The organism is Cohnella massiliensis, from assembly GCF_900169535.1.
Classification (GTDB): domain Bacteria; phylum Bacillota; class Bacilli; order Paenibacillales; family Paenibacillaceae; genus Cohnella; species Cohnella algarum.
The window spans coordinates 2,172,197-2,188,494 of the sequence record NZ_LT821259.1 but is presented as its reverse complement, the minus strand read 5'-3'; the positions used below and the strand labels follow the sequence as shown (position 1 = coordinate 2,188,494).

15 protein-coding genes are annotated in these 16,298 nt (G+C 60.5%); 12 read left to right on the top strand and 3 right to left on the bottom strand.

The features are described from left to right. Nucleotides 1–2: 2 nt before the first annotated feature. Complete coding sequence (locus B7E11_RS23895) at nt 3–662, top strand: class II aldolase/adducin family protein (RefSeq protein ID WP_080839507.1); 660 nt, start codon at nt 3–5, stop codon at nt 660–662. A gap of 37 nt (nt 663–699) precedes the next feature. Then, nucleotides 700–2,256 carry a rhamnulokinase gene (locus tag B7E11_RS23890; protein WP_080839503.1) on the top strand — a complete coding sequence of 519 codons (1,557 nt, stop codon included), beginning with the start codon at nt 700–702 and terminating at the stop codon, nt 2,254–2,256. A 134-nt stretch (nt 2,257–2,390) separates the two neighbouring features. On the opposite strand, the gene B7E11_RS23885 is transcribed toward B7E11_RS23890, so the two are convergent. Next, nucleotides 2,391–3,515: an N-acetylmuramoyl-L-alanine amidase family protein gene (locus tag B7E11_RS23885; RefSeq protein WP_080840977.1), complete on the bottom strand. Its 1,125-nt coding sequence runs from the start codon at nt 3,513–3,515 to the stop codon at nt 2,391–2,393. Nucleotides 3,516–4,166: 651 nt separating this feature from the next. Here B7E11_RS23885 and B7E11_RS23880 point away from each other — a divergent pair. The 3 genes from B7E11_RS23880 to glpX are packed head-to-tail and all read left to right on the top strand — an operon-like array spanning nt 4,167 to nt 6,637. Then, nucleotides 4,167–4,808, top strand: coding sequence for a helix-turn-helix transcriptional regulator (locus B7E11_RS23880; RefSeq protein ID WP_245809866.1), 642 nt, complete (start codon nt 4,167–4,169; stop codon nt 4,806–4,808). 21 nt (nt 4,809–4,829) lie between these two features. Continuing rightward, the gene (locus tag B7E11_RS23875) at nt 4,830–5,645 is read left to right on the top strand and encodes a pyruvate, water dikinase regulatory protein (protein WP_245809811.1); all 816 of its coding nucleotides are present in this window, start codon (nt 4,830–4,832) and stop codon (nt 5,643–5,645) included. Nucleotides 5,646–5,665: 20 nt separating this feature from the next. Continuing rightward, nucleotides 5,666–6,637, top strand: a complete 972-nt coding sequence (gene glpX / locus B7E11_RS23870) for a class II fructose-bisphosphatase (protein WP_080839501.1) — start codon at nt 5,666–5,668, stop codon at nt 6,635–6,637. A gap of 214 nt (nt 6,638–6,851) precedes the next feature. Here glpX and B7E11_RS23865 read toward each other — a convergent pair whose 3' ends face one another. Further along, the gene (locus tag B7E11_RS23865) at nt 6,852–7,535 is read right to left on the bottom strand and encodes a response regulator transcription factor (RefSeq protein WP_080839499.1); all 684 of its coding nucleotides are present in this window, start codon (nt 7,533–7,535) and stop codon (nt 6,852–6,854) included. 30 nt (nt 7,536–7,565) lie between these two features. Continuing rightward, nucleotides 7,566–10,109 carry a response regulator gene (locus B7E11_RS23860; RefSeq protein WP_080839498.1) on the bottom strand — a complete coding sequence of 848 codons (2,544 nt, stop codon included), beginning with the start codon at nt 10,107–10,109 and terminating at the stop codon, nt 7,566–7,568. Nucleotides 10,110–10,355: 246 nt separating this feature from the next. On the opposite strand from B7E11_RS23860, the gene B7E11_RS23855 reads away from it, so the two are divergent. The 7 genes from B7E11_RS23855 to B7E11_RS23825 all read left to right on the top strand — a co-directional run bounded on the left by B7E11_RS23855 (nt 10,356) and on the right by B7E11_RS23825 (nt 16,215). Further along, nucleotides 10,356–10,688 carry a helix-turn-helix transcriptional regulator gene (locus B7E11_RS23855; RefSeq protein WP_176220874.1) on the top strand — a complete coding sequence of 111 codons (333 nt, stop codon included), beginning with the start codon at nt 10,356–10,358 and terminating at the stop codon, nt 10,686–10,688. A gap of 230 nt (nt 10,689–10,918) precedes the next feature. Next, a complete protein-coding gene (gluQRS, locus tag B7E11_RS23850) occupies nt 10,919–11,899 on the top strand; it encodes a tRNA glutamyl-Q(34) synthetase GluQRS (protein WP_245809810.1) in 981 nt (326 codons plus the stop codon). A 30-nt stretch (nt 11,900–11,929) separates the two neighbouring features. Then, nucleotides 11,930–12,553, top strand: a complete 624-nt coding sequence (locus B7E11_RS23845; protein WP_080840971.1) for an HD domain-containing protein — start codon at nt 11,930–11,932, stop codon at nt 12,551–12,553. Between the two features lies 1 nt (nt 12,554). Next, nucleotides 12,555–13,106 (top strand): GNAT family N-acetyltransferase, encoded by a 552-nt coding sequence (locus tag B7E11_RS23840; protein ID WP_080839494.1) that lies wholly within the window; start codon nt 12,555–12,557, stop codon nt 13,104–13,106. An 85-nt stretch (nt 13,107–13,191) separates the two neighbouring features. Then, nucleotides 13,192–13,773 (top strand): thioredoxin family protein, encoded by a 582-nt coding sequence (locus tag B7E11_RS23835; RefSeq protein ID WP_080839492.1) that lies wholly within the window; start codon nt 13,192–13,194, stop codon nt 13,771–13,773. A gap of 143 nt (nt 13,774–13,916) precedes the next feature. Further along, on the top strand, nt 13,917–15,197 hold the full coding sequence (locus B7E11_RS23830) for a stalk domain-containing protein (protein WP_176220873.1): 1,281 nt from the start codon (nt 13,917–13,919) through the stop codon (nt 15,195–15,197). 4 nt (nt 15,198–15,201) lie between these two features. After that, nucleotides 15,202–16,215: a phosphotransferase gene (locus B7E11_RS23825; RefSeq protein WP_080839488.1), complete on the top strand. Its 1,014-nt coding sequence runs from the start codon at nt 15,202–15,204 to the stop codon at nt 16,213–16,215. Nucleotides 16,216–16,298: the final 83 nt, after the last annotated feature.

Sequence of the window (16,298 nt, the reverse complement as noted above, 5' to 3'; positions counted from 1 at the left end):
TTATGAGCGTCACGGACATTCGCAACGAACTGTGCAAATACGCGCGCAAAACGGTCGCGAACAAGCTGGTCGTCGGCCCCGGCGGCAATATCAGCGCGCGCTTCGAAGGTAAGATGTATTTGTCTCCGAGCGGCTTCGCGCTGGACGAAATCGCGCCGGAGCAGTGGGTAGAGGTGGACATCGCGACGGGCGACATCGCGGACATCGGCCTCAGGCCGTCGTCCGAAGTGCTGATGCACCTGTACGCGTACCGGCAAAATCCCCAAATCGGCGCCATCGTGCATACGCACCCGCCTTACTGCATCGCGTTCACGCTGGTGGAGCGGGAGCTGCCGGTCATGTTTCCCGACCAGGCCGCCTTGGTCGGAACGACCGCCTACGTGCCTTACGTGCTGCCGACGACGGATAAGCTGGCCGACGCGGTCGTCGCCAAGGTCGACGACTACAGCACGATTCTGCTCGGCAACCACGGGCTGGTGACGACCGGACGGAATTTGCGCGAAGCGTACTACCGGACGGAGGTCGTCGAGGAAAGCGCCAAAATCTATCTGATTTCAAGCGCCATCCGCGAGCCGAAGGCATTGACGGATGAGGAGTACAAGGAAATCGCGTCGCTCGAAAGCGAAGCGTACCGGATCGAATTGCTGCAGAAAATGAAATGACGGCCGACTGCGGCATATCCTGACGGGAGAGATGGACATGACAGCAGATTTTGAGAAGGCGGGGCTGCCGGAGGACGGCGCGGCGTCCGGACGGCCGGGGCCGAAAGCGACCGCGCTCGCCTTCGACCTCGGCGCGGGCAGCGGAAGGGCTTTGGTCGGAACGCTCGAAGCCGGGGAAGACGGGGCGGAGGCGCTCCGGGTGACGGAAATTCACCGTTTTCCGAACGAAGCGATTCGCATCGGCGAGCACCTGCACTGGGATATTCTGCGGCTTTTTCAGGAGATCAAGACGGGCATCCGGTTGGCGTTCCGGGACGGCTTTCGGCCGGAGACGCTGGGCATCGATACGTGGGGCGTCGACTTCGGGCTGCTCGACGCGAACGGCGAGCTGCTCGGAAATCCGTATCATTACCGCGACCCGCAGACGCAGGGCCTGATCGAGGAAGTCGTCTCGCTGATCGGCAAGGAGGAATTGTTCCGCCAGGGCGGGCTGCAATTCATGCCGTTCAACACCGTATACCAGCTTTACGCGATGAGCAAAGCCCGTTCGCCCAAGCTCGAAGCGGCCGAAACGCTGCTGCTCACGCCGGATTTGCTGCTCTACTGGCTGACGGGCGTCCGGATCTGCGAATTTACGATGGCGACGACGACGCAGCTGTTCCTCCCGCGGGAGCAGCGCTGGAACGTCGAGCTCATGCGCCGGCTCGGCATTCCGGAGCGCATTTTCCTTGCGCCGGTGCCGCCGGGCACGCGGGCGGGACGGCTGACCCCCGCGGTGAGCGAGGAGCTCGGCGTTCCCGCGATCGAGGCGATCGCCGTCGGCACGCACGATACGGAATCGGCGGTTGCCGCCGTTCCGGCAGGAGACGGGCCGTTCGCCTATATCGTGTGCGGAACGTGGTCGCTGCTCGGCACGGAGCTGGCCGAGCCGCTGCTCTCCGCCCGGACGATGGAGCTGGAGTTTTCCAACGAAGGCGGAGCGGGCGGCACGTACCAGCTGCTCAAAAACATTATGGGCTTGTGGATTTTGCAGGAATGCAAGCGCGAATGGGAAGAGGAAGGGAGCCGGACGACGTATCCGGAGCTGGTCGAAGCGGCCCGAAATGCCGAACCGTTTCGCAGCCTGATCGATCCGGACGACGCCGTCTTCTACGCGCCTCCCGATATGAACGAGGCCGTTCGCGATTTTTGCCGGACGACCGGACAGCCGGTTCCGCGAACGCCCGGGGAGACGGCGCGCTGCATTCTGGAAAGCCTGGCCATGCGCTACAGACAGGTGCTGGAACAGGCGGAGAGCTTGACCGGCGAATCGTATGCCGGCCTGCACATGGTCGGCGGCGGCATCCAGAACGAGCTTCTGTGCCAGTTCGCCGCGGACGCTCTCGGGCGGCCGGTTTGGGCCGGCCCGGTCGAAGCGAGCGCGATCGGCAACATGCTGCTGCAATTCATCGCGACGGGCAAATGCGCGAATTTGCGGGAAGCGCGGAGGCTTTCGGCCCGCTCGTTCCCGGTGCGGGTTTACGATCCGCAACGCGCCGAGCAATGGAACGCGGCCTATGAGCGGTATACGGCTCTGCAAGCGCCGCGGGCGTGACGATTGCCGTTCGCCCCGCCGAGACTCGCCGTTTTGGATCGGGCTTCCCGTTAACGAAAAGAAGGGGTTGTCTCCCGAGTCGCCGAAGCGACCCGTGACAACCCCCTCTTCTATTGACCGGAACGCCAACCGTTTCAGAGGGCGCGTTCGGCGAAATAATCCGCCAGTCCGTCGGCGATCGCTTTGACGGCGTTTCGCTGGTAGCTGTCCGTGCGCACGATTTCCTCGTCGTTCGGGTTGGAGAGAAACCCAAGCTCCAGCAGGGCGGCGGGGCGGTCGTTCTCGCGCAGCACGTGGTAATTGCCGAACGAAACGCCGTTGTTTTTCAAGCCGATGCCGTTCCCGAGGCGGTCGGCGATCGAGCGGGCGAGACGCTCGTCCTTGTCCGCATAATAAAAAGCGAGAGTTCCCGACGTCTTTTTTTGCGATGAATTATAGTGAATGCTGACAAAAGCATCCGCCTTGTTCGATTCGCTAACCGCGACTCGCTCCGACAGCTTCGGATTGCTGTCGTTCGACGTCCGCGTCATCAACACCTTCGCCCCGCGGGCGGCAAGCTCGTCCCGAAGCAGCTTGGCCGTCGTCAAGTTAAGCTCTTTCTCCACCGTTTCAAGCGTCGTGCCGATCATTCCGGGATCGCCGCCGCCATGGCCGGGATCGACGACGATCAGCTTGCCGCCGAGCTTGCCTCCGCCGCCGGCCGAAACGGTTGTCGGGGCGGCCTTCGGCGACGATCCGTCTCCGAGCTCGACGTAATCCTGCGATACCCAGCCGGAAGCTTGTCCGGACAGCCGGATGTTCAGCCAGCCGTCCTCGGCCGCAAGAACGGTCACGGCGTCTCCTAACGTCAGCCCGGCAATGACGGGATAGGACGTTCCCGGCCCTTCGCGAACCCGCAGCGAGTCGGCCGTTACCGTCCCTTGCCGCGCCTTGCCTTCCGTGCCTTCGGAGGAGGAGGCTTGCGACGTCTTTCCTTCCGCGGCGGCTCCGTCCGCCTTTTTCAAAAAATATCCCGCAGCCCAGCCCTCGATCTTGCCGGTCTCGATCCGGTACCATCCGTACGCTTCTTCCGTCACCTCGACCCGATCGCCCCGATTGGCGATGCCGACGATTTCGGCGTCCTTGTCCGCTTCGCCGCGAATGTTCAGGTTGTCGGCAAACACGATATATTCGCCCGCAACGTTCGCTTCTGCCGTTCGGAAGGCGGGGAGCATCAGCAGGAGGCAGAAAATGGCGATTCCCCAATATGTTTTTCGCATCAGCATCTCCTTGGTCGGTAAAATATAGTAGATTCGAAGTGCCAGATACATAGAGTATACCAGAGGAGCGCCATGTCTCGTTACCTCCTAAACTCCTGTTTTTATCCTGAAAATAATTGAAAGATTAGAGGCAAGCGGGCTTCTGGAGCAAATCGGAACGTTTACGTGCTTCGCCTTGCGAAAAAGTTTTGGGGAAAATTGGGGTAGAGGAGGGGGCGCTCAAGCGGAGGGAGCCTATGTTGGAATTTGTCCAATTAAGGGAGCGGAAAACGGGGTAACCGTTATCCAGAGTGGATTTTATCCAACGAAAAGCTTGGAATTCAGGTGAAAACGCCGATAAGGTCTCGCCAGATTGGACAAAATCCAACGAAGATGACGTATTTCGTGAAAAAGCCGGTTTTGATTGGACAAATTCCAACCAAGCTCCGCCAAACCCGGCACAACCCCTCTCGATCCGAACAACGCCGCACAACCCCGCACAACCCCGCACAACCCCGCACAATCAATCCCTCGGTTAGCTGCCGAAGCAAACGTTGCCGGAACGGATTTCAGCTATATATGTTACACTAATAAAATTATATATTGTGTCATAAATCGAAATATGTTATATCATATAAGAGAATAACCGTCCCGGGGAAGGAGAGGGAGCAAATCGAATTGACGTCAAGACAGCTGGAGATCGTCGAACTGGTCACCCGGCACGCTCCGATCACGGGAGAGCAAATTGCGGAGCTGCTCGGCGTCAGCCGACCGACGATTCGTTCCGATCTGTCCGTTCTGGTCATGCTCGGTCTCGTCGACGCCAAGCCGAAGGTCGGCTATTTTTTGGGCACGGCGGCGAAGCGGGAGCGGGGAGCCCAAGCCTCGTTCTTAAAATGGAAAGTAAAGGACCGGATGAGCCGGCCGGTCGTCATCCGCGACAACACGACGGTCAACGACGCCGTCATCAGCTTGTTCGTGGAAAATGTCGGGAGCCTGATGGTGATCGACGAGCAAGATACGCTCGTCGGCATGGTGTCGCCCAAAGATCTGCTCAAGTTCGCGATCGGCAACGCCAATGCCCCGACGATTCCGATCCGGATGGTGATGACGAAATTCGCGCAGCTCGTGACGGTCTCTCCCGAAGAGACGGTGCTCGAAGCCGCCCGAAAAATGATCGACCGCCAGGTCAATTGCTTGCCCGTCGTGCGGGCGAAGGACGGCGAAAGCGAAGGCGGCGGGCTGGAAGTGATCGGCCGGATTACGAAAACGAATATTACGCAGGCGATGGTCGAAATGGCCTCGGATCTTTAATCGGGTAGGGGGGAGAAGCGGTTGGCGCTGGACAGCCAAAAAATGATTTACGCCTGCTCGGATGCGCTGGGGGAAACGGCGGAAGCGGTCGCCAAGGCGACCGTTCGCCAATTCGCCACCGAAAGCGTGAAAATCAAGCGCTACGGCGGCATCAAGCATGAGGACGAAGTGAAGGGCATCATTCGCGAGGCGGCTCGAACCGGCGGCTTTATCGCCTATACGCTCGTGCAGCCCGAATTGCGCGAGACGATGAGGGAGGAAGCGATCCGGGCGGGCGTCAAAGCGATCGACGTGATGGGGCCGATGATGCAGGCTTTTATCGATACGTTTAACGATTCCCCCAAATATCAGCCCGGCTTGCTTCATGAAATGGACGATCATTATTATCGCAAAATCGAAGCGATCGAGTTTGCGGTCCGCTACGACGACGGGAAGGACGTGCGGGGACTGCAGCAGGCGCAGGTCGTGCTGGTCGGCGTTTCCCGCACCTCCAAGACGCCGCTTAGCATCTTTCTTGCGCATAAGGGCATCCGAACCGCAAACTATCCGATCACGCCGGAAGTGAAGCCTCCGGACGAATTGTTCGCGCCCGGCGACCGGCTGATCGTCGGCCTTACGATGAATCCCGAACGGCTGCTGAAAATCAGGACGGAACGGCTGCGGGCGCTCGGCCTGCCGGTGCACGCCCATTACGCTTCGCTGGATCGAATCGAACGGGAGCTGGCGTTCGCCGCGGCCTTGATGGAGCGTCTCGGCTGTCCGGTCATCGACGTGACCGAAAAGGCGATCGAAGAGACGGCCGGCCTTATTATGGAACGATTATCGGATAACGGATAACGGATACGGGGGGGTAAACGATGGAACGAGAACTGGCATTGGAAATCGTGCGCGTCACGGAGCTGGCCGCGCTTGCCTCCGCTCCCTGGATGGGGCGAGGCGATAAAAACGGGGCGGACGGCGCGGCGACCGCCGCGATGCGGGCGATGTTCGACACGGTGTCCGTCCGCGGCACGGTCGTCATCGGCGAAGGTGAGATGGACGAAGCGCCGATGCTCTATATCGGCGAGGAAGTCGGCAGCATGAACGGTCCCGAGGTCGACGTGGCGGTGGACCCGCTCGAAGGCACCGAAATCGTCGCGAAGGGCCTCAACAACGCGATGTCGGTCATCGCCGTCGCCAACAAGGGGCAATTGCTGCACGCCCCGGACATGTATATGGAAAAGCTGGCCGTAGGCCCGGAACTGGTAGGCAAGCTCAGCCTGAGCGACCCGATCGAAACGACGCTGCACAAGGCGGCCGCCGCCTTGGACAAGAAGGTGTCGGAGCTAACGGTCATGCTTCTCGACCGGCCGCGTCACGAGTCGCTCGTAAAGGCGCTGCGCAAAGTCGGCTTGCGGATCAAGTTTCTGTCGGACGGGGACGTGGCGGGAGCGATGGCCCCGGCGTTTCCCGAAGCCGGCATCGACTTGTACGTCGGGTCTGGAGGCGCGCCGGAGGGCGTGCTCGCCGCCGCGGCGCTGAAATGTTTGGGAGGCGAGCTGCAGGGAAGGCTGATGCCCGCCGACGGAAACGAATACGAGCGCTGCGTCCAAATGGGCATCGAAAATCCGTACCGGATTTTGACGATGGAGGATATGGTCGGCAGCGAAGACGTGATCTTCGCGGCGACCGGCGTCACGCCGGGCGAGTTTCTCGGCGGCGTGCGCTACATTTCGGGCGAAAGGGCCGAAACGCATTCGATCGTCATGCGCGCGAAGACGCGAACGATCCGTTTCGTCCGCTCTCTCCATTATTTGCCGAACAAGTCGCTGTTGGCGGCCATTCGATAAGCAAAGGACTCCGCAACCCGCTTGCCTTCGAATCGCCGATCGCAAAGAAGCCGTTCCCTTGACATGGAAGCTGCCGCGGTTCATCCGGGCAGCCTGAAAAGGGCGGCTTCTTTGCGCTGTCCGGTTTTCGCGGGAAAAGCCGGCGCGTGGCTTTAAAACGGCAAAGAGACCGAGGCGAAGGTTGAGAAGCTTCCTTCGGCCGGTCTCCTTGCCGTCAGTTTTCGAACTTGTATCCGACTCCCCAAACCGTTTTGATATGCTGCGGTTCTTTCGGATTGAGTTCCAGCTTTTTTCTTAAATTCGTAATATGGACGTCCATCGCCCGTTCATTGACGAAAGAATCGATCCCCCGGACGGCGTTGAGCAATTCCTCCCGGCTGAATACTCGTCCCGGGTGCTGGGTGAACAGCTTCATCATTTCGTACTCGGAAAAAGTCGTCTCGATCGGCTTGCCGTCCAACACGATCGTTCTGCGGTTGAAATCCAGCGAGATTCGCTCCTTGTGCGTCTCCGGTTTTCCCGCGTCCCGGTAAAAGGGAGACATGCGGCGCAGCACCGCCTGGATCCGCACCTTCAACTCCTGCATGCTGTAAGGCTTGCACAAGTAATCGTCCGCTCCGGCGCTGATCGCCTGAATGCGGTCGGTGACCGCGGTTCGCATCGACGTTACGATGATCGGAAGCTTGGAACGTTCGCGGAAAGCCGAGCAAAGATGCGTTCCTTCGGCGTCGGGAAGCATAAGATCGAGAATCAGCACGTCCGGCTCGAACCGGGACAGGGCGGCAAAGCCTTCGCCCGCGCTTTCCACGCGTTCCACTTCGAATTGTTCTTCGGACAAATACAGCGTCAACATCTCTCCGATGATCGGGTCATCTTCAACGACCAAAATCTTCGTCAACGGAAATCTCCACCCATACGAATTGTTAGATTAGCTAATACTTTTCTCAAACTTTGATATGGAGCGAAAAACCGCCTGCAAGCGCTCCTCCAGCTCCCGAATGTCCGCTTCGAACGTTTCGGGGCCGTCTGTTCGGCGCAACGCCGCTTCCAGCCGCGTGGCTGCGTCATAGACGTCGTCGGCCGCAAGATGACTCGACGATCCGCGCAGCGTATGAAGCTTTTGAGCGGCTTTCAAATAGTTTCCCGTTTCGATATCGGCTGCCAAAAGGTCCGCAATATTGGCATATCTTTCCCTGAATTTCCGCAGCAAATGCAAATAAACTTCTTGCCTTCCGTCGAGTCTCGCAAGCGCGGCGGCGACATGAAGTCCGTCCAGCGCGGGCAAGGAAACCGGAGGGCCGGCGGGAACGGCGCCGCTTCGCTCCGGCCCGCTCCATCCGAACCACCGGTTCAGGACGGCTTGCATCCGGTTGAGGTCAAGCGGCTTTGTCAGCACCTCCTGAACGCCCGCCGCCAGGCACTCTTCGTGCTGTTCCATCGAAGTGTCCGCGGTCAGGATGACGATCGGCGTCCCGTTCAGCCGTTCGTCGGCGCGAATGCGGCGAACCGTCGTCAAGCCGTCCATTTCCGGCATATGCAGATCCATGAGGATCAAATCGAACCGGCAGTTTTGCAGCAGCCGCAGCGCTTCCATTCCGCTTGCCGCGGCAACGACCGGACAGTTCAGCTTTTCAAGCATTTTCGAGGCGATCAATTGGCTGATATCGTGATCGTCCACGAGCAGCACGCCTTGCCGCGAACCCGGAGAAGAAGGGGGGAGCAAGGGGATTTCCGCTGCCGTTTCGGGCGTGGACTCGGGCAAAACGAGCTGCCGAATCGTCCGGTAAAGCAGATGCCTGTCCGCAGGCTTAACCAAGACGGCGTCGGGCTTGAACCCCTCTTCGAGCTTTAACAGCGCCTGGCGCCCATACAGCGTCGTATACGATACGATGAAGATGCCCCGCTCGCGGCACAGCCTGCGGATTGCGGTCCAGGCCGCAAACCCGCGCATTTGGTTCATTTCCATATCCAGAATGAGCAAGTCGTACGCCGAATTTCGAACGGCGGCAATCGCACCCTCCAGCGAGGCGACGCCGTCCGCGCTGCAAAATCGGGCCAAATCCGCGAGAAATCGCTCTCTTGCCGCCGCATGATCCTCAACGATGAGCACCCTGCAAGGCAGCTCGGGAAGCGGAACGGGCGAGATCCTCTCGGTCGCAAGGCGCAATCGGAAGCAAAACTCGGTGCCCGCCCCGGGTTCGCTTTTCGCTTCCAGTCGGCCGCCCATCAGCTCCACGACCGATTTGGCGATGACAAGACCCAGGCCCGTGCCTCCGTACTTGCGGCTGATCGATTTGTCGGATTGCTCGAAAGGTTCGAAAATTTTCGCCATTGTCTGCTCGGTCATGCCGATGCCCGTGTCTCGAACTTTGAAGCTGAGCTCGATTTCGGTTTCTTTATTTTCCTCCAGTTCGATGGAAAATTCGATTTCGCCGCGTTCGGTAAATTTGATGGAGTTGCCCAGCAAATTAAGCAGAACCTGCTCGATCCGCCCGGCATCTCCCACGATCGTGTCCGGAATGGCCGGATCGACGGTTACGAGCAGATCCACCGGTTTTTCACCGAGCAGCACGCGCGTCGTGCGGTTGATGCGATGAACGAAATCGTCGACGTTGAACGGCAGGCTTTCGATGGCCACCTTGCCCGCTTCCAGCTTGGAGAAATCGAGCAGATCGTTCAGCGTCCGCAGCAAATGCCGGGAGGAAGCGTCGATTTGATCCATGTATTCCCGATGCAATTCGGAAAGCTCCGAACGTTCGAACAAATCCGTCAAGCCTATAATCGCTTGCAACGGCGTTCGCAGCTCGTGGCCGACTCTCGCCAGCAAAATGCCCATATCGTGAATCGTCTCCGCGTTCGCTCCGGCGGAAAGGCCGGATTTCGCGGCGTCCAGCATTTCGGCTAAGTCGGCCGCGATCGCCGCGAAATAATTCGAACCGTCATGGATGCAAAGCTGGTCGACGAGCGTCATGACGAGGATCGCGTGATTGCCGTCGCCGTTTCGCACTTCAAGTCTGCCCGTCCAAAACCCGTTCAAGCGGGCTAGCCGCATTCCATGCAGCAGCGTTTCGTATTGCTCTTCGGACATAAGCCGCTGCAAGGAATGAGGGCGATGGCCTGCAATTCCCAGCATGTTTCTGCCGGCTTCGTTCACGAATAAAATCGATCCGTCGTCGCGAAACGCGGCGATCAATTGATGCGGAGAATCCGCATAGCTTGCCATTTTCGCCCGAATCGCCTGCCAATAACGAACCGCGCTTTCAAGCGGGTCCATTCTTTTTTTCAGGAATCGGCGGAGAAAAAAAATAAAACCGAGTTGGGCGGCGAGCGCCGCGACAATAACGACGGCATATCCCGGCCAACCGAATATCGCAAACAACAAACGTCCCGCGCCCCATCCGACGACCAGCAAAAACAGGGAGGAAGCCGGAACGAGAACCGCCACCATTGTAATGCGAATCGACCGCATCATGCAAATCCTCCATCGGAAGTATGAGAGAAACTAATACTTGTCAAACAACATTTCGGCAATTCATTTAATGCTTTGGCATTATGATAGAAAAGCATAAGCTTTGCGACACATATCGACAAGACCTTCGACAAAGGAATTTGATGGGAGCCGATCTACCGAATGGATGGAGAACGATGTGACTTGAAATCCGCAACGAACGTTTCAACGGGCAAAACCAAAACATCGTTAAGAAATGGGGACATCCAGATGCTAACCAGCACCTATGCCAGCAATTACCCAAGCTCGTTCTCAAGCAGCATCGTGACGGACGGCAATCACAAGACGACCACGCTGCTGAATCCGATTTTTTTATCGTTCGCGCGCAATAACAAGCTGACGCCCCGCGAAACGCAGGTCATGAAAGTGCTCGTTACCGAAGGCCTGCGGAACGACGATATTGCAGCGCTTTTACATATTTCGCCCAAAACGTTGAAAAACCACCTGGCCTGCATGATGAAAAAAACGCGCACTTCTTCGTCCCGGGAGCTGCAGGCGAAGTTTTTCAATTATGCGATGCAGGCGCTGATCACGAGCGGCTGAGCGTCAACCCCATGCTGCCGGCATCGGGTTGCGGCGGCGCCCCGCGAAGCTTCGTCGATGTTTCGGATCGGATCAAATGCCTTATGAGGCGTCTTTGCCGCAACGGCCCGTGCGGCGGAGCGCCTTTTTTCGTTGGGCTGCCTCTCCCGGAAGTCCACCCTTCCGGCGTCAACCGCGGCGCCATTCGGACTTGTGTTATAATGGAAGGGATGAAGGGAGTTCGAGGCGTCTTGATCGGACAACGACAATCGCCGCGCGGGCGATTCGCTCCGACGCCCTCCGGCTATTTGCACCTGGGCAACGCGGCCAGCGCGCTGCTGGCCTGGCTGCAAATCCGGTCCGAGCGCGGCACGTTTATTTTGCGGGTGGAGGATCTCGACAAGCCCCGCTGCAAGCCGGCGTACGCAGAGGCCCTGATCGACGATTTGAAGTGGCTCGGGCTCGACTGGGACGAGGGGCCGGACAAGGGAGGGCCTGACGCGCCCTACAGCCAGAGCGAGCGGGGAGAGCTATACGAGCTTGCGCTCGAGCGGCTGCAAGCGGACGGCTGGCTGTACCCGTGTTATTGCAGCCGTGCCGATCTGCTGTCGGCGGCCAGCGCGCCGCACGGCGTCGCGGCCGAGGGAGGCGCGTATCCGGGAACGTGCCGGAGACTCGGGCCCGAAGAACGGCAGGAACGGGCCCGCCGGAAAACGCCCTCGCTGCGCTTTGCGATGCCGGACCGGGAATTCCGCTTCGCGGACGGCATCGCCGGCTTGAGGGCGTTTCCGCCCGGCGCGGGAGGCGATTTCGTCGTCAAGCGCGCGGACGGCATCGTCGGCTATCAGCTTGCGGTCGTCGTCGACGACATCGCGATGAGCGTCACCGACGTGCTGCGCGGATGGGATTTGCTCGATTCGACCCCGCGCCAGCTCGCGCTGTACGAGGCGCTGGGCGCCAATCCCCCGCGGTTCGCGCACGGTCCGCTTTTGCTCGGGCCCGACGGCAGCCGGCTGTCGAAGCGGCACGGCTCGGTTACGCTCGCTTCGCTGCGGGAGCAGGGCGCGGCGCCGGAGAAAGTAACCGGTTTTCTGGCCTGGCTCGCCGGCGTCATCGACCGGCCCGAACCGGTTCGGCCTTGCGAGCTGACGGACGCTTTCGCGCTGGGGCGAATCCCGCGGGAAGCGGTTGCGCTGCCGGAACGCTGGCAGGAAAAATGGATATCGTCCTAAAGGACTTCGAAGGGGAATCGGCGTTTGAACATGGAAGATTGGAATCATTCGCGGCTTACGCGGCAGCTCGCGTTTTTGACGGAAATCGATAAAATCAAGACGGTGCTGCGCCGAACGCTGCTGCTGGACGGAAGCAGACGGGAAAACGACGCCGAACATTCGTGGCATATCGCGCTGATGGCGGCCGTGCTTATGGAGCATGCGGATGAGCCGAAGCCGGACTTGCCGCGGGTGATGACGATGCTGCTCGTGCACGATCTCGTCGAGATCGATGCCGGCGATACGTTTGCTTACGATTTTCAAGGCTTGAACGATAAAGCGGCCAAAGAACAGCGCGCCGCCGACCGCATCTTCGGCTTGCTGCCCGGCGACCAGGCCGAGACGTTTCGCGGACTGTGGCGCGAATTCGAGGACGGCGCGACGCCGGAGGCGAAGTATGCGGCCGCGCTCGACCGGATGCAGCCGGTCATTCACAACTATTTTACCGAAGGCCACAGCTGGCAGAAATACGGGGTTAACCGCTCCCAGGTGCTGAAACGGCTGGAGCCGGTCCGGGAGGCGTCCGCAACGCTGTGGGCGTTCATGAACGAGCTGGTCCGGCGGGCGGTCGACAAAGGGTATCTGAAAGGCGATCCGGAGACGGAGGGGGAATAGCATGCCGCATTTGATCGGGCGGAAGATCAGGCTGAGGGAGTACCGTCTGGAGGATCTCGTGCCGATTCGCCGCTGGGTGAACAATCCGGACGTGGTTCGGTATTTGTCGGACATTTTTTTGTTCCCGCATACGCTCGAAGACACCGAAGCTTATTTGCGCGCCAAGATGGAGCAGAACCGGGACGACAACCGCGGCTTCGTCATCGCCGACGCGGCGACCGAGCTGTTCATCGGGCAAATCAATCTGGACGGCATCGATTGGAAAAACCGTTACGCGAAAATCGGCATCGTCATCGGCTCCCCCGAGCATTGCGGCCAGGGCTTCGGAACCGAGGCGATGCGGCTGCTGATCGACTTTGCTTTCGACGAGCTGAATTTGAACCGGCTGGAGCTGGAAGTGTACGACTTCAACGAGCGCGCCCGCCGCTGCTACGCTTCTTGCGGCTTCAAGGAAGAGGGGCGGCTTCGGCAGCGCCAGTTCAAGGACGGGCGGTACGCGGATGTCATCCTGATGGGCCTGCTCCGGTCGGAACGGGTCGCCTGGGCGGACTGACCCTTTATTTGTAAACGTATTCCCGACTCTGTTATTCTTGTAATTGGAATCGAATCTAGCATTTATTCCAAGGAGGAGAATATCCATGGCTTTTACGCTTGCGATCGGTGATTCCGCCGTCGACTTCCGGCTCCCGGCAACCGACGGACGCACGTACTCCCTTCAGGATTTCGCCGATGCGAAAGGGCTCGTCGTGTTTTTCACCTGCAACCACTGTCCGTTCGTGATGGGGTCGAAGGAAGTGACGCGTGCCACGGCAGAGAAGTACGCTCCGCACGGCATCCGGTTCGTCGGCATCAATTCGAACAGCGTCAACACGAAGCCGGACGACTCGTTCGCCCACATGGTGGAGCTGATGAAGGAAGAAGCGTTTCCTTGGATTTATTTGCACGATGAGAGCCAGGCGGTCGCGAAAGCTTACGGCGCGCTTCGGACGCCGCATTTTTACGTGTTCGACGAGGACCGCAAGCTGATCTACACCGGCCGGGGCGTCGACCAGCCGCGCGACACGAGCAAGATGACCGTGAACGACCTGGACAACGCGCTCGCCGAATTCGTGCAAGGCAAACCCGTATCCGTGCCTTTGACGAACCCGATCGGCTGCAACGTGAAGTGGGACGGCCAGGACGAGCACTGGATGCCCGCCGAGGCGTGCGACCTGGTTTGACGGCGCGATCGGCCTTGACGTTTTTGCCAAGCTCCTTCGACGCTTCAACGGCGCGGGGGAGCTTTTGACGAACCGGCTTTTCTATGAATCTATGTTTGGCGAATCTATCGAACCTTCGGGAGCAATCGGGGAGAGACTTGAAAATGGTGAAGCTTTTGGGGAAAAGGGCGCTGGCGGCCGCGCTGGGAGCGGCCTTGTTCGGCACCTCGCTGGGGCTCGGGGCACCTGCCGCGGAAGCGGCGGGGAGCGCAGCATCCGCCGTCGAAATCCGGCTGGACGGCTATGCGCTGCCGTTCGATGCCGCGCCGAAATTCGTTCAGGGGACGACGCTGGTGCCTTTCCGCGCGATTGCTGAAGCGCTCGGCATCGACGTCGCTTGGGACGCCGCGGCGAAAACGGTGCTGGCGACCGGCATCGGAGCGGACGGCGCCGACGCGAAGGTGGTCCTTCGCGTCGGGAAGAAGACGGCGCAGGTAAACGGAGCGGAGGTCGCGCTCGGGGCCGCGCCGGCCGTGGAGCAGGGGAGAGTGCTGATCCCGCTCGCGTTTTTCAGCCGCCAGTTCGGCGCCGCGGTCGACTGGAATTCGGGCACGCGCGTCATCTCGATCGAGTCCCCTCGGCGGGAAATGCACGTGCAGGCTTTTTACGCGATTCGATCCTACGATCAGATCGCTCGGCTGGATACGCTCGACTCGGCGGCGTTCGGCTGGACCCGGATCAACGCCGACGGCGAGCTGGTGACGGACGGCGCCGACTTCTATTGGCCGGAAGCCGACGGCGACGTGACGCCCGAATCGATCGTGAGCCGCGTAAACGGCCAGTCTTCGGACGCCTACCTGATGGCTTTCGCGGTGGACGGACAGCGCGAATTGACGAAGGCGCTGACGGACGAAACGCTGCGGGCGCAATCGATCGAAAAGCTGGCCGCCCTCGCGAAGGAAGCCGGCTTCGGCGGCATTATGCTCGATTACGAGGGACTTGCGCTGACCGACGATCCCGCGACGGTGCGCAAGCAGCTTAACGATTACGTCAAGCTGCTGTCGGAGCGCGTCAAGGCGGACGGCCTCAAGATCGCCCTGGCGGTTCCGCCGCCGAACGGCTCCTATAAGGGCTACGATTACGGAACGCTGGCGAAGTACGCGGATCATCTCGTGTTGATGGCCTACGATTACGGCGCCAAGGGAAATCCGGACCCGATCGCGAAAATCGACGAGGCGATTCGCCTGACGACGGCCGCGGGCGTGCCCGAAAGCAAGCTGCTGCTCGGCGTGAACGTCTTCAACGAAAACGAGAACACGCTCGTGCCGATCGTCGGCCTGGCGAAGCGCTACGGCTTGAAGGGCGTGTCGTTCTGGAGGCTCGGGCTGATGTCGGAAGCCGAGATGGCTGCGATCGACCGGATCGTCGTTCGGGAAGGGGATTGACGGCATGCCTGTCGACGCCTTGCTGGCGACGTATTTTCCGGGCGGCGGCTGGAAGGCGGAAGCGGGGCTCGCGGGCTTGAACAATACGACGCGTTACGTAACCGTCGGCGGGCAGCGGCTGGTGCTGCGGATTTACGAAACGCACCGGGACGCGGGAAAAATCGCGTTCGAGCACGCCTTGCTGGCGGAATTGGCCACAAGGGACACGGCGTTCCGCGTGCCGGTTCCGCTTGCGCATCCGTCCGGCGCGACGTTCGCGAAGCTGGAGGACGGCAGCGGCCGCTTCGGCTGCCTGTTCCGCTATCTCGAAGGCGAGCGGCCGGACAGCGCGAACGGCCGGACGGCGGAAGCGGTCGGCGAGACGGTCGGCGAACTGAGCCTGAATCTGGCGGCCGTTCGCATCGATTTGCCGCCCCAATACCCGCCGTATTACGAGATGGATGCGGCGCATCCGTCCTGCCCGCAGGAGCGGATCGCGGCGTTTTGCGCCGCGCCGCCGCTCGCGTTTCGCGGGCAGCGGGCCGAGCTCATGCTGCTCGCGGAGCGGCTGCGGCAATTCCGCGCGGTCGCGCCCAAGCTGCGGGGGCTTCCGCATCAGCTCGTCCACGGCGACGTGAACGACTCGAATTTGCTGGCGGAGACCGGACGTCCCGACCGGATCGCGGCCGTGCTCGACTTCGAATTTTGCACGCGGGACGTTCGCGCGATGGAGCCTGCCGTCGTTCTGTCGGGACTGCTGGATACGGAAGGCGCGGCGGACGCCATGACGGCGTTTGCGGACGGCTTTCGCCGGCGCGTCCGGCTGCTGCCCGAGGAGGCGGAGGCGATTTTGCCGTTGGTCGAGCTGCGCAAGCTCGATGTGTTCGTGCATTTTCTCGGGCGGCGGCTGGACGGCGTGGACGGGGAGGAGACGCTCCGGCAGCAGATCGATTCCGCCGCGAACGGATTGAATTCGCTCCAACGCCGCGCCGGACAAGTGATCGCGTGCTGCCGCCGGCTCGTCGCGAACGGCGCGTGAGTTCGCACGGCCCACGGAAGGCGCCGCAAGGGCGGCGCCTGGTGCGGGCAAAATCGGCGTAACGATGCGAGGCCGCAAGTCGG